Annotated in this window: 13 protein-coding genes; 5 read left to right on the top strand and 8 right to left on the bottom strand. The window is 68.1% G+C overall.

Annotated elements, in window-relative coordinates:
* Together V6M45_RS09240 and V6M45_RS09235 are read right to left on the bottom strand one after the other, a co-directional pair.
* A partial coding sequence (locus tag V6M45_RS09240; RefSeq protein ID WP_332655719.1) for a glutamine synthetase beta-grasp domain-containing protein occupies positions 1-858 on the bottom strand: 858 nt, incomplete at its 3' end.
* 72 nt (positions 859-930) lie between these two features.
* The gene (locus tag V6M45_RS09235) at positions 931-1,269 is read right to left on the bottom strand and encodes a P-II family nitrogen regulator (protein WP_332655717.1); all 339 of its coding nucleotides are present in this window, start codon (positions 1,267-1,269) and stop codon (positions 931-933) included.
* Positions 1,270-1,388: 119 nt separating this feature from the next.
* Here V6M45_RS09235 and V6M45_RS09230 point away from each other — a divergent pair, with 119 nt between their 5' ends.
* The 3 genes from V6M45_RS09230 to V6M45_RS09220 all read left to right on the top strand — a co-directional run bounded on the left by V6M45_RS09230 (position 1,389) and on the right by V6M45_RS09220 (position 3,979).
* Positions 1,389-2,216 (top strand): NAD(P)H-hydrate dehydratase, encoded by an 828-nt coding sequence (locus V6M45_RS09230; RefSeq protein WP_332655715.1) that lies wholly within the window; start codon positions 1,389-1,391, stop codon positions 2,214-2,216.
* A 78-nt stretch (positions 2,217-2,294) separates the two neighbouring features.
* Complete coding sequence (yaaA, locus tag V6M45_RS09225; RefSeq protein WP_332655713.1) at positions 2,295-3,065, top strand: peroxide stress protein YaaA; 771 nt, start codon at positions 2,295-2,297, stop codon at positions 3,063-3,065.
* A 65-nt stretch (positions 3,066-3,130) separates the two neighbouring features.
* A complete protein-coding gene (locus V6M45_RS09220) occupies positions 3,131-3,979 on the top strand; it encodes a 3-hydroxybutyrate dehydrogenase (RefSeq protein WP_332655710.1) in 849 nt (282 codons plus the stop codon).
* Positions 3,980-3,982: 3 nt separating this feature from the next.
* Here the strand turns inward: V6M45_RS09220 and V6M45_RS09215 are convergent, their stop codons facing one another.
* From V6M45_RS09215 to V6M45_RS09200, 4 genes are all read right to left on the bottom strand, one after another.
* Entirely contained in the window at positions 3,983-4,987 is a 1,005-nt protein-coding gene (locus tag V6M45_RS09215; RefSeq protein ID WP_332655709.1) for a hypothetical protein, read from the bottom strand.
* Positions 4,988-5,099: 112 nt separating this feature from the next.
* Positions 5,100-6,092 (bottom strand): L-threonylcarbamoyladenylate synthase, encoded by a 993-nt coding sequence (locus tag V6M45_RS09210; RefSeq protein WP_332655708.1) that lies wholly within the window; start codon positions 6,090-6,092, stop codon positions 5,100-5,102.
* Positions 6,029-6,583, bottom strand: coding sequence for a YceI family protein (locus V6M45_RS09205; protein ID WP_332655706.1), 555 nt, complete (start codon positions 6,581-6,583; stop codon positions 6,029-6,031). The genes V6M45_RS09210 and V6M45_RS09205 overlap by 64 nt, the downstream gene beginning before the upstream one ends.
* A complete protein-coding gene (locus V6M45_RS09200; RefSeq protein ID WP_332655704.1) occupies positions 6,580-7,131 on the bottom strand; it encodes a cytochrome b in 552 nt (183 codons plus the stop codon). Before V6M45_RS09200 ends, V6M45_RS09205 begins: the two co-directional genes overlap by 4 nt.
* Before the next feature lie 126 nt (positions 7,132-7,257).
* On the opposite strand from V6M45_RS09200, the gene V6M45_RS09195 reads away from it, so the two are divergent.
* On the top strand, positions 7,258-9,042 hold the full coding sequence (locus tag V6M45_RS09195; RefSeq protein WP_332655702.1) for an acyl-CoA dehydrogenase: 1,785 nt from the start codon (positions 7,258-7,260) through the stop codon (positions 9,040-9,042).
* Between the two features lie 349 nt (positions 9,043-9,391).
* On the opposite strand, the gene V6M45_RS09190 is transcribed toward V6M45_RS09195, so the two are convergent.
* Positions 9,392-10,207, bottom strand: a complete 816-nt coding sequence (locus V6M45_RS09190) for a S1 family peptidase (RefSeq protein WP_332655700.1) — start codon at positions 10,205-10,207, stop codon at positions 9,392-9,394.
* Positions 10,208-10,300: 93 nt separating this feature from the next.
* Between V6M45_RS09190 and V6M45_RS09185 the strand changes: the two genes are divergently transcribed.
* Positions 10,301-12,478: a S9 family peptidase gene (locus V6M45_RS09185; RefSeq protein ID WP_332655699.1), complete on the top strand. Its 2,178-nt coding sequence runs from the start codon at positions 10,301-10,303 to the stop codon at positions 12,476-12,478.
* A gap of 22 nt (positions 12,479-12,500) precedes the next feature.
* Here V6M45_RS09185 and V6M45_RS09180 read toward each other — a convergent pair whose 3' ends face one another.
* Positions 12,501-12,950 carry a DUF1036 domain-containing protein gene (locus V6M45_RS09180; protein WP_332655697.1) on the bottom strand — a complete coding sequence of 150 codons (450 nt, stop codon included), beginning with the start codon at positions 12,948-12,950 and terminating at the stop codon, positions 12,501-12,503.
* Between the last annotated feature and the right edge of the window lie 25 nt (positions 12,951-12,975).

Here is a 12,975-nt window from a genome sequence, read left to right as displayed (position 1 = left end):
TTTGTCGCCCGCGAACAGCGGCTTGCCGTCGCGCCAGATCGACTGGTGCACGTGCATGCCCGAGCCGTTGTCGCCGAAGGTCGGCTTGGCCATGAAGGTGGCCGACTTGCCGTAGGCGGCGGCCACGTTGTGGATGACGTATTTGTAGAGCTGGGTGCGGTCCGCCATGGTCAGCAGGTCGCTGAACTTCAGGCCCAGTTCGTGCTGCGCCGGAGCCACTTCGTGGTGGTGCTTCTCGGGCTGCATGCCGAGGTCGCGCATGACTCCCAGCATCTCGCCGCGCAGGTCCTGGGCGCTGTCCGTCGGATTGACCGGGAAATAGCCGCCCTTGTGGCCCGGGCGGTGGCCCATGTTGCCTTCGGAATACTCCGCCCCGGTGTTCGCCGGCAGCTCGATCGAGTCATAGGCGTAGCCGGTGTCGTGCGGCTGGGTGGACCAGCGCACGTCGTCGAAGATGAAGAACTCGGCTTCCGGCCCGAAGTAGACGGTGTCGCCCACGCCCGAGGACTGCACATAGGCCAGGGCCTTCTTGGCCATCGAGCGGCTGTCGCGGTTGTAGGGTTCGCCCGTGTCGGGGTTCAGCACGTCGCAGAACAGGAACAGGGTGGTCTGCTGGTAGAAGGGATCGATCCAGAAATTGTTCAGATCCGGCTTCAGCAACATGTCGGACTCGTTGATCGCCTTCCAGCCGGCGATCGAGGAGCCGTCGAACATCGTCCCCTCTTCGAGGAACTCCTCGTCGACAAGGTCGATGTCGAAGGTGACGTGCTGCATACGTCCCTTGGTGTCGGTGAAGCGGAGGTCGACGTACTGGACGTCCTTCTCCTTGATCTCCGACAGGATTTTCTTGGCGCTCATTCTCAAGGGTCCGTTTCTTGGGGAGGATTAAAGAAAACGGCCGCTCCGGGGAGCGGCCGGTGGTCGTGGCGGTCAGACGGCCTGGGCCCCCGTCTCGCCGGTGCGGATGCGGATGACGTCAAGGACGTCGGAAACGAAGATTTTGCCGTCGCCGATCTTGCCGGTGCGGGCGGCGGTCTGGATCGCGTCGATGACCGAAGACACCATGTCGTCCGGGACCACCACCTCGATCTTGATCTTGGGCAGGAAGTCGATGACGTATTCCGCTCCGCGATAGAGTTCCGAATGGCCCTTCTGGCGGCCGTATCCCCTGGCCTCCAGCACGGTCATGCCTTGCACTCCAGCGTCCTGGAGCGCTTCCTTCACTTCATCCAGCTTGAAGGGCTTGATGACGGCTTCGATCTTTTTCATCGGCGATCCCAGGCGGGCTTAATACGCCTCGCGCTCGGGCGGTAAAGGGACATTGCATTGCACCATAAGGCAAGCCTTTTTCGGCGCCCGTCGTCATCCGTGAACGGAGAACCCGCATCGTGACCGGATCCGCCCTCCCCGACTGGCGCGACAGCCTGCCCTGGCCCGGAGCCGGGACGCACAAACACGCGCGGGGTCGCCTGGGCGTGGTCTCCGGCAAGGCGACCCAGACCGGCGCTGCGCGGCTGGCGGCGCGCGCGGGCCTGCGCATCGGCGCCGGTCTGGTCCGCATCCTGTGTCCGCCGGACGCAGCGGCGGTGATCGCGCCGGCGATCGAGGCCGTCATGCTGACGCCGTTCGGCTCGCCGGAAGCGTTGGTGGAAGCCTGCGAAGGCATGGACGCCGTGGTCATCGGGCCGGCCGCCGGCGTCACCGAGCTGACCCAGGCCAATGTTCGCGCGCTCGCCACGACCGGGGCCGCGCTGGTGGTGGACGCCGATGGGCTGACCGCGTTCGAGGCCTGGCCGGAGGGGCTGTTCGAGGCGCTGGACCGCGACGACGTGCTGACGCCGCACGAGGGCGAGTTCCGGCGGCTGTTCCCGGGACTGCTGGAGAGCGGACGCGAGGCGGCCGCCGCCGACGCCGCGAGACGGGCCGGGGCGGTGGTGGTGCTGAAGGGACCGGAGACGGTGATCGCGGCCCCGGACGGACGGCTGGCGGTCAACGGCAACGGCACGCCGTGGCTGGCCACGGCCGGCTCGGGCGACGTGCTGGCGGGGATGATCGGCGGACTGGTCGCCCAGCGGATGGACAGTTTCGACGCGGCCCGGGCGGCGGCGTGGATGCACGCCGAGGCGGCGCGGGGGTTCGGGCCGGGCCTGATCGCCGAGGACCTGCCGGAACGGCTCCCCGGGGTGCTCGCAGCGCTCCACGAACAGGGGAGCTGACCGGCCCGCGACGGCCGCCCGGTTCAATTCCTCACCGAAGCGGCCTATTCGGGGCGTCCTCGCCGCCGGAGTTGAGAGTTGCTGATCGTCCTGTCCCCGGCCAAGCGGCTGGATTTCACCGAAGCCGATCCCGCCCTGCCTGCGTCCGAAAGGCGCTTCCGTGAGGACACGGCGTCCCTCGCCCGGACCGCGCGGGGACGGACGGTCGCCGAACTGCGCCGGCTGATGAGCCTGTCCGACGACCTCGCCCGGCTGAACCGGGCCCGGTTCCAGGCCTTCGACGCCGAATCGACCGAGGGGGTCCAGGCGGCCTTCGCCTTCGCCGGCGACGTCTATGAGGGCCTGAAGGCGCGCGACCTGGACGCCGCGGCGCTGGGCTGGGCCCAGGATCACATCCGCATCCTGTCCGGCCTGTACGGCCTGCTGCGGCCGCTGGACCGGATCCAGCCGTACCGGCTCGAGATGGGAACCCGTCTGAAGACCCGCCGCGGGAACAGCCTCTATGACTTCTGGGGCGACCGGCTCTCGAAATGCCTGAACGCCGACGCAGAGGGACAGGCGGATCCGACGCTGGTGAACCTGGCCAGTCAGGAATATTTCGGCGCCGTCGACGCCCGCGCGCTGAAGCTGCCGGTGGTGACGCCGCATTTCCGCGAATCGCGCGACGGCGAGAGCCGCATCATCTCCTTCTTCGCCAAGAGGGCGCGGGGCGGCATGGCCCGGTTCGCCATCGACGAGCGGATCGAGCGGGCCGCGGACCTGAAGGCCTTCGACCGCGACGGCTACCGGTTCGACAAGGCGGCCTCGACCGCGACGGACTGGATATTCATCAGGTCAGGAAATTCGTGAGGCCCTGTCGCCTTCGCAGACGCGAGCGGCTAGGCTGACTTCAAGACACAGACGGACGAGACCCCATGTTCCAATGGCCTAAACGCGGTGACGGCACGGAAGCTGAAAGCGCGCCCTTCCGCGACATCGGCGATCTGAAGGGTCAGGTGGCGGTGATCTCGGGCTCGACCTCGGGAATCGGCCTCGCCTTCGCCCGCGCCATCGCCTCGCGCGGCGGCGAGGTGGTGCTGAACGGTCTGGGCGATCCCTCCGAGATCGAGCGCACCCGGGCCGAGCTGGAGGCCAGCTGCGGCGTGCGGGTGCGGTATCACGCCGCCAACATGCTGCGCGGCGACGAGGTCGCGGACATGGTCGCCTACGGCAAGCACCAGCTGGGCCGGGTCGACATCCTGATCAACAACGCCGGCGTCCAGCATGTCGAGGCGGTCGAGAAATTCCCCGCTGACAAGTGGGAGCAGATCATCGCCATCAACCTGTCGTCGACCTTCTATGCGACGCGGGCGGCGATCCCGATCATGAAGGCCCAGGGGCGCGGGCGGATCATCAACGTCGCCTCGGCTCACGGCCTCGTCGCCAGCCCGTTCAAGTCGGCCTATGTCGCCGCCAAGCACGGGGTCATCGGCTTCACCAAGACGGTGGCGCTGGAACTGGCGCAGGACAACATCACCTGCAACGCCCTGTGCCCCGGTTTTGTCGAGACGCCGATCGTCGAGAAGCAGATCGCCGACCAGGCTCGCACTCGCGGCATGTCGAAGGAGCAGGTGCTCAGGGACGTGATCCTCGGCTCGCAGCCGACCAAGCGGTTCGTCACCACCGACGAGCTGACCGGGATGATGCTGTATCTCGTCAGTGATCTGGGTGCGTCAGCGAACGGCGCCAGCTTCTCGATCGACGGCGGCTGGACGGCGCAGTAGCGCCTATCTCAGATAGTTGGGGCCGCGTGGATGGACACCAAAGGCCTGGTGTTGCCGTGTGTGCGTCCTCCCGATGAACGAGAAGGCCCGGACTTCGGACCGCTCCGGCAGCCGGCCGGCGGCCTCAATCACGGCCCAGGGCGCGCCCATCCCGCCGAGGGTGTTTTTCACCAGATCGACCGCGACGTTCTTGAATGAATAGCGATCAGCGTGGGTGCCGAAGGCCTCGATCTGAAGATCGAGCACCCTGGCGTCAACGTCGGCCTGCAATTCAGACAGTTGCTGGTTGCTCAGCCTGTTCCGCTCGCCCGCGAGCCATCCGCGGAAGTCCCGCACCAGGCCATCCGTTCGTATTCTCTCGACGCAATCGTGATGGGGCCCTGAAGGGCCGGTGAGGTCGTACAGATTGCGCAAGGACACGATGGCCTCGGCGAGCCGCAACTCCTCATAGCTGTCGGGTGGTATCGGTTGTTGGCCGCTCTGGCCTCCGAAGGCGATTTTCGCGGTAATGGGGTTGAGGACCAGCTCCAAACCGAGGTCGCTGGCTTGTGCGAGCAGCCATGCGTCGAAGGCGAGCTGACGCCGCCCGGGATTTCCATTGAAGGTCGCCGTGCGAAGATCCAGCTCGTGGGTGTGATTGTCGACGCTGCCGTCCGGGCCGAAGAAGTTCGGCATCTCCTCGTAGCCGCCAGGAAAGAGATCGTTGAGATCCGCGTCACCCGGGAATTGGGCATCGTCCAGGCTTTCCAGGGAGACGTCGCTCTTAAGAAACAGCTTCGGTCGCCTGACGTCGAGGAAGCGCACATACGGCAGGCGCCGCATGGATTCGGGGCAAAGGCTCTCGCAGGCGAACCAGATCTCATCGTACAGGACGAACAGCCCCATGGCGCCCATCAGCACGGGATTGGGCGAGCTCCTGCTGTCAGACCGGGTCTTCGAAGCGGGATAGGCGTAGCTGTAGCCGACAGGCGAACTGAAGCCGACAAAGGCTCGTCGAGGACGGATCATGGGGGCGGCCTCTCTCTGACGTCGCCGTCGCGGCCGCGTCCGAAGGGCGCAGTTTGTCGCTCAACAACCCTGGAGCACAATAGGGCTACAGGGCCTTGGGTTCGTGCTTCCCCTACCCCACGAACCCGGCCGCGCGCTTGAGCCGATCGTTGATCGCCTCGCCGAGGCCCTGCGTGGGGATCGGCGACACGGCGATGCCCCCGGGCTTCTGGCGGTCCGCCTCTCTCAGCCGCCGGAACAGGTTGGCGGCAGCCTCGCGAAGGTCGCCGACGGGGCTGAGGCTCCAGCGGGGATCGCCGACACCGGGGCCGAAGCCGAGGAGAATCTCCCCGGGCCGCGCCTCGAGCGCGTCGATGCGGACAGGCGCGTCGGGCGCGTAGTGCAGGGCCGTCCGGCCGGGAGAGCGATGCCCCTCCCCGTCCCGCTCGAGCGGCCCGACCACGGCCTCGATCTCCTCGCGGGTGACCGAGCCGGGGCGCAGCAGGGCGATGCGGCCGTCCAGCACGGAGACGACCGTGCTCTCGACCCCGACGGCGCAGGGACCGCCGTCGACGGCGTCGGCGGCGGCGAAGCCGGTCTCTTCCAGCGCGTCCTCGAAGGTCGTGGGGCTGGGACGGCCGGAGCGGTTGGCCGACGGCGCCACGACCGGTCCGCCGAAGGCCGCGATGACGCCGCGGGCGCGCACGTGACCCGGGACGCGGACGGCGACGCTGTCGAGCCCGGCGCGGGCCAGATCGCAGACCCGGTCGCGGTCCCGCACCGGCGCCACGAGGGTCAAGGGGCCCGGCCAGAAGGCCTCGGCCAGGGCGCGGGCGCGGGCGTCGAAGACGGCGATCGTCTCGGCCTCCACCGCGTCGGCGACATGGGCGATCAGCGGATTGAAGCGCGGCCGGCCCTTGGCTTCGAAGATGGCGGCGACGGCGGCGGGGTTCCCCGCGTCGGCGGCCAGACCATAGACGGTTTCGGTCGGCAGGATGACGAGCCCGCCCGCGGCCAGGGCCTCGGCGGCCTGGGCGTCGGTGGCGCCTGGAGGAGGCGCGGCTACAGGCGACGCGCCTGAAGCGCGACCCGCACCGTCACCTCGCGGCCGACCATCCTGTTCCACGCGCCTGTGGTTCCTATTCCGAATTCCGTGCGATCGAGGGTGAACGCGCCCGTCAGATGCGCCCGGTCGCCGGTCACGCGCAAGTCCACCGGGAAGGTGACCGGACGGGTCCGACCCTTCATCGTCACCCCGGCGCGGGCGGAATAACGGTCGCCGCCGATGGGATCCAGCGACTGGAGCTCGAACTGGATGACCGGATGACGGGCTGCATCGAGAAAGCCCGGCCCCACCGCCCGACCCGTCACGGCCGCCGGCGTCATCCTCAGGGATCGCGACTGGACCACGACCGTCGCGCGGGTCTGCCGGGGCGCCGCGGGGTCGAAGGCGATATCCCCCCGCCATGTCTCGAAGCGTCCGCGATAGGAGCCGCCAAAGGCCCTTACCGTCATATCGATGCTGGAGGCCTCGCGCTCCACCACCCAGGGGGTCGGCGCGGCGGCGGCGAGCCCGAGGGCCGCGATCGCCCCGAGCAGGGCAGCGCGCCGCCTCATGGCCGGCGGGGGATCACCGGGATCATCCGGTGAAGGACGTTATCCCGGTCGAGGAAGTGATGTTTCAGGGCCCCGGCGATGTGCAGGAAGATGAGGACGTAGAGACCCTTCGCGGCCAGTTCGTGCAGATCCATCAGGTCGCCGGCGGTCTTGCGGCCGCCGCCGATCGGCAGGGCGGGCCATTCGAACAGGCCAAACCAGAGGATGTCGCGGCCCGCCGCCGAGGACGCCGCCCAGCCGACCAGCGGCATGGCGATCAGAAAGACATAGAACAGGACGTGGGTCCCCCGCGCGACCAGCCTCTGCCAGCGCGGTGTGGAGTCGGGAAGGGGAATGGCAGGGTTGGCGATCCGCCAGCCCAGGCGGGCCAGGGTCAGGACCAGAATGCTCAGGCCGACGGACTTGTGGAGATTGACGAACTCCCGCGAGAGCGGGCCCTCGGTCGCCTCGTGGGAGGCGATCAGCGCGACCTGGGTCACCACCAGTGCGGCGATCAGCCAGTGCAGGACCAGCGATACGGTCGAATAGCGATTGCGCGGTTCGGCCACGATCTGCCTCTCTCTCCGATGCGTCGAACCGTCAGCTTGGCCCAGACGACGGAGTTCGCCAAGCCGCGCCTTGCCTGACGCGACGACAACGGGGCAGAACAGCCTCGCAGTTTCGAGAGCAGACCGATGACCTACCGCGCGCCCGTCCGCGACCTGATCTTCACCCTCACCGAGGTGGCCGGCCTCGACGCCGTCGCGGCGACGGGCGCCTTCCCCGACTACGACGCCGAGGTGATGGGCGCGGTGCTGGAGGCGGCCGGCCAGTTCTCGGAAGGGGTGCTGGCGCCGTTGAACCGGATCGGCGACCAGAAGGGCTCGCTCTACGCCAACGGCGCGGTGACGGCGGCGCCCGGCTTCGCCGACGCCTACCGCCAGTTCGCCGAGGGCGGCTGGACCGGACTGTCCGCCCCCGCCCACGCCGGCGGCCAGCAACTGCCCAAGGCGCTGGAACTGGCGGCCTATGAGACGGTGCACGCCGCGAACATGGCGTTCGGCCTCTGCCCGATGCTGTCTCTGGCGGCGATCGAGGCGCTGGAGGCGGTCGGCACGGAGGCGCAGAAGGCCACCTATCTGACGAAGCTGGTGTCGGGCGAATGGACCGGGGCCATGGTGCTGACCGAGCCACAGGCCGGATCGGACCTCGGGTCGCTGACGGCGACGGCGGTTCCGAACGGCGACGGGACTTACTGCCTGACCGGCCAGAAGATCTTCATCACCTGGGGCGACCACGACGCCACCGACAACATCGTCCACATGGTGCTGGCCCGCCTGCCCGACGCGCCTCCGGGCCCCAAGGGCATCAGTCTGTTCCTGGCTTCGAAATATCTGGTGAAGCCGGACGGCTCGCTGGGCGAGCGCAACGCTTTCCGCCCGGTCGGGGTCGAGCACAAGCTGGGCATCCACGCCTCCCCCACCTGTGTCATGGCCTATGAGGGCGCGACCGCCGAGCTGGTCGGCCAGCCCAATCAGGGCCTGGCCCATATGTTCGTCATGATGAACGCGGCCCGGCTGGCCGTCGGCGTCGAGGGCGTGGGCGTCGCCGAACGGGCGTACCAGCAGGCGCTGGAGTATGCGCGGGAGCGGCGTCAGGGCCGATCCGTCTGGAGCGGCGAGGCCAACGCCCCGATCATCGACCATCCCGACGTGCGCCGCACCCTGTCGGTGATGAAGGCGAAGATCGCCGCCGCCCGGGCTCTCTGCCTCTCGACCGGCGTCGCCGCCGATCTGGCGAAGCACGCGGCGACCGAAGACGATCGGCGCCGCTGGAAGGGCCGCGAGGATCTGTTCACGCCGATCGCCAAGGCCTGGTCGACCGACGTCGGCGTCGAGGTCGCCTCCATGGGGGTGCAGGTGCACGGCGGCATGGGCTTCATCGAGGAGACCGGCGCGGCCCAGTACTATCGCGACGCCCGGATCGCCCCGATCTACGAAGGCACCAACGGCATCCAGGCCATGGATCTGGTCGGGCGCAAGCTGGGCCAGGACGGCGGCCAGTCGGCGCGCGAGCTGATCGCCGACATGAAGGCGACCCTGACCATCTTGCCGCGCCTGTATTCAGGCAAGCCGGTGGAACGACTGGCCAACGCCATCGAGGCGGTCGAGGACGCGACCTTGTGGTTGCTGGACGCCAAGGCCGACGCCGGGCGGGCCGCCGACGTGCTGGCGGGCGCCGACGCCTATCTGAAGCTGGTCGGCGATGTGGTCGGCGGCTGGATGCTGGCCAAGGGCGCCCTGGCGGCGCGGGCCATCCTCGACGCCGGCGAAGGCGATCCGGCGTGGCTGGAAGGACGGATCGCCCTGTACGAGGTCTACGCCGCCAATGTGCTGGGCCATGTCTCGAGCCGGCTGGCCGCCATCGGTCAGGGCGGGGACCTGCTGGAGCGGATGAGCGCGGACGTGCTGGCTGGCTAGGTCCGCACCGACCGCAATGCTGGCTATTCGGGGATTGCCAGCACAATTCCGCGAATGAAATCGCTTCCGATCAACGGCTTGCCAGACTCTCGCGGCAAACTGCCCGCCTGAGAAAACAGCGGGCGTATACTGATCCGCGTGTCCTTCATCGGGCCCGGGTCTTTGACAATCGAATCCGCCGCCGCGCCGGCTCGAAGCTGCCGTCCTGTAGACTCTGCCGACTCCGCCCCCCGTTTTTCTGTCCTCGCGGCCGGGACTTTGCCGACCCTGCCGACTTCGCCACCCCGTCTTTTTGATTTGCGCCCGGGTGGAATACCCCCGCTCGCGCGCCGTCGTCCCGCCCGGACATCTACGGCGAGGCCGCATCCAGCAGGGCGATGGCCTCCCGGACATAGACGGCGTGGGCGACGATGCCGAGGCCGAGGGGTTCGTCGCCCGGACGCACTTCGGACACCAGCACGCCGGCGATGAAGGGGTGCTCCGGCTGGACCGAACCGGGCAGCTTCCGCGCCGCCGGCGTCCAGAACACCGGGCCGCCGGAATTGCCGGGGAAGACCGGGAAGTCGAGCAGGAAGACCGGAAAGGCGTCGATGGGCGTCAGCGGCCATGACGCCACCCGCCCGGTCCTCAGGATCGGAAAACCCGCCGTGTTCGACGAATAGCCACGCGGGAATCCAAGGGTCAGCAGTTCGTCGCCAGGCCCCACCTGCCAGGCGTCGAGCGTATTGGCGTCGGCCAGCCATCCCAGAGGAATGGCGGCCCGGGCGAAGGCTGGCGGGGCCGAGACCTCCATCACCGCGATGTCCCGCTCGGGATGGCGGGTCCAGACCGGATCGCCGTCCTCCTCACGGATGCGCAATGGCTCGGGCGCGAATCGCCAGCCGCCCTCGAGTCTCTCGACCCGCCAGCCGATCCGCGCGTCCGGCGCCGGCATTCCGTCCAGCACATGATGGGCCGTGACGAGCACCGTGCGCGGCTGTCCATCCGGTCGCGGCGCGTCGATCAGGAAGCCGGTCCCGACCCGCCGCGTCGCCGCGTCGCCATTGCGCTGGTCAAGCTGCACCGTGGCGGAGATCAGGCCGACGGTCAGATCCCATGCCGGCGGCGCCACGGCCGCGGCGGGCGGATCGGGTTCGGAATCGGGGGTAAGCTGGAGATCGAACATGAGAACGGATCACGCCGCGGTCGTTTGTTCATTTGACGGCGGCGCGGTCGCTCGCACAAGGTCCGCGTCCTGTTCTCCATCGGGGCCCGAACCATGAACCGCCGCGACCTGCTCGCCACCTCAGCCGCCGCGCTGGCCGCTACCGCCCTGCCCGCCCACGCCCGCACCGGAGCCTCGATGCCCCAGACCACGCCCGTCCCGCCCGTCGCGAAGAAGATTTCGGTCCGCATCGAACAGCTGGGCCGCGTCCGGGTCGACGACTATCAGTGGATGAAGGACGACAACTGGCAGGCGGTGCTGCGCGACCCGACCCTGATCAAGGCCGACGTCAAGGAACACCTGACCGCCGAGAACGCCTATCGCGAGGCGATGATGGCCTCGACGCTGCCGCTGCAGGCCCAGATGTTCGAGGAGATGAAGGGGCGGATCAAGGAGGACGACAGCTCCGTGCCGTCGCCGGACGGGCCGTGGGAGTACTACACTGAGTTCAAGACCGGGGATCAGCATCCGCGCTTCATGCGCAAGCCTCGCACCGGCGCCGGCGATCCGCAGTTGCTGCTTGACGCAAACGTGCTCGCCGCGGGCAAGGCCTACTCCGAGGTCAGCTCCGCCGAACACAGCCCCGACCACGCCCTGTTCGCCTATGCCGAGGACGCCCAGGGGTCGGAGGTGCACCAGATCTTCGTCAAGGACCTTGCGACCGGCGAGGTCCTGCCCGACCCCATCGGCTCGGCGACGGGTAACTTCACCTTCTCGCCGGACAGCCAGTGGATCTTCTGGACCAACCGCGACGACAATGGCCGACCCGACAAGATCTTCCGCCGCCCCGCCCGCGGCGGCGAGACTTCGCTGGTCTACGAGGAAACTGACGACGGCATGTTCATCAGCGTCGGCCGCACCGCCGACGACGCCTTCGTGGTCATCTCGATCGCCAACCAGGAGACGTCCGAAGCCCGGATCATTCCCGCTGCGACGCCGACTGCTGCGCCAGCAGTTCTGGAGCCCCGCGAAGTGGCCCGACTGTACGACGCCGACCACTGGGGCGATCGCTGGGTGATCCGCACCAACGCCGATGACTCGATCGACTTCAAGATCGTCGAGGCCCCGACCGCCACGCCGGGCAAGACTCACTGGAAGGACCTCGTTCCGCATACGCCGGGCCGCTACATTGAGGGCGTGGCGCTGGTGAAGGACTTCATCGGCCGCCAGGAGCGCGCCGACGCCAACACCCGCATCATCATCCGCGACCGGGCCGGGGCCGAGCACGAGATCGCGGTCGACGAGCCGGCCTATTCCTTGTCTCTGGGCGGGGCGTCGGAGTTCGACACCACGGTCATGCGCTACGGCTACAACTCGCCGTCGACGCCGACCTCGACCTATGACTACGACCTGAAGACCCGCGAGCGGACCTTGCGCAAGGTGCAGGAAGTGCCGTCGGGCCACGACCCGGCCGACTATGTGGTCGAGCGGCTTAACGCCCCCGCGCCGGATGGCGAGCTGGTGCCGGTGACGGTGCTGCGCCGGAAGTCGACCCCGGTCGACGGATCGGCCCCGCTTCTGCTGTACGGCTACGGCTCATACGGCATACCGATGCCGGCCAGCTTCTCGACCAACCGGTTGTCGTTGGTGGACCGCGGATGGATCTACGCCATCGCTCACATCCGCGGCGGCTCGGACAAGGGCTGGAACTGGTTCCTGAGCGCCCGCCGCTTCACCAAGAAGAACACATTCACCGACTTCATCGCCGCTGCCGAGCACCTGATCTCAAGCGGCCACGCCAGGGCCGGAAACATCGTGGCCCAGGGCGGCTCGGCCGGCGGGCTGCTGATGGGGGCGGTCAACAACATGCGGCCGGACCTGTGGGCCGGAGTGATCGGCCAGGTGCCGTTCGTCGATGTGATCAACACCATGAGCGACACCAGCCTGCCGCTGACGCCGCCGGAGTGGCCGGAGTGGGGCAATCCGATCGAGGATCCCGAGGCCTACGACTACATGATGAGCTACAGCCCCTACGACCAGGTGGGACCGAAGGCCTATCCGGCCGTGCTGGCCACCGGCGGCCTGTCAGATCCCCGCGTGACCTATTGGGAGCCGGAGAAGTGGGTCGCGAAGCTGCGGCCGGCGACAACCTCGGGCAAGCCGGTGCTCCTGAAGATCAATATGGAGGCCGGCCACGGCGGAGCCTCGGGCCGGTTCGATTACCTGAAAGAGGTCGCCCACGACTACGCCTTTGCGGTCTGGGCGATCGACAAGGGCTGGGAACGGGTCTGACCCCCTCCCAGGGTGGGCCTTGTCAGGGTTCAAGGGTCCAGGTGTAGGGGCCGACGTCATCGGCGTGCATAGAAACGAAGTTCCGGGTCTCATAGCCGCTTGGGCAGGTGTCGCTGCCGTCGGACCAGAAGGTGTAGGGACCGGGATACTGGACGCAGAGCGTATGGTCGCCCGACCACGAACGGCCCGAGCCGTCCGTGGCGTCGCCGTACATGTAGAAATTGGCGTTGTCAGTGCTGACAAGATCGATGCAGGCGCCTGTGTAGACGTCGAACCAGCCGCGATTGATGAAGCGGCCGGAACCCACTTCCACATAGGACACCGCCACCGTCGCGTTGCGGCCGCTTTCGTTGCAGACCTTGAGATCGACGGTCGGCGTCAAGGACTTGTTGGGCTTAGTCTGGGCCACCGCGGATGTCGGCGCGACGACGATCAGGCTGGCGGCCACCGCCGCTGTCAGAATGGCTTTCACGGTCTGGTCCCCCTCGATAAGAGGC

The organism is Brevundimonas sp. (assembly GCF_036676055.1).
In the GTDB taxonomy this organism is placed as follows: Bacteria; Pseudomonadota; Alphaproteobacteria; order Caulobacterales; family Caulobacteraceae; genus Brevundimonas.
The sequence above is the reverse complement of the archived record's forward strand: the minus strand, read 5'-3'. Positions and strand labels throughout refer to the sequence as shown.